Origin of the sequence: Neisseria sp. P0022.S009 (genome assembly GCF_051956675.1) — a bacterium.
GTDB lineage: Bacteria > Pseudomonadota > Gammaproteobacteria > Burkholderiales > Neisseriaceae > Neisseria.
The window spans coordinates 1-278 of record NZ_JBQCXE010000100.1 but is presented as its reverse complement, the minus strand read 5'-3'; the positions used below and the strand labels follow the sequence as shown (position 1 = coordinate 278).

The window sequence follows — 278 nt, the reverse complement described above, 5'->3', positions numbered from 1 at the left end:
ATTTGGTATGCCTTCGAACAGCATGAACAACATGGCGACGTAGTCGTCTTCGGCGACAGTCCCGAACACTACTTGCGCAGCCAAGGCCTACCCGTTTCCTACCGTCCCCATGCCGGATTGGAGAGTGTCGGTACCGAAGCATTATTCAACCTCAGCATCCGTCACAACCCCATCGTCGAAGGCATACGCACGGCCGACTACAACTACCGCAGTGCCGATACCGACCTCTTTGCCGAAACCGACAACAAACAGTCCGAAGAATCAGCCGACAATACCGT

The 278-nt window shown here is 54.7% G+C and carries 1 protein-coding gene; it reads left to right on the top strand.

Features of this window, described 5'->3' with window-relative positions:
- On the top strand, positions 1-278 hold a 278-nt coding region (locus tag ACTHUG_RS11625), incomplete at both ends, for a contractile injection system protein, VgrG/Pvc8 family (protein WP_440386924.1).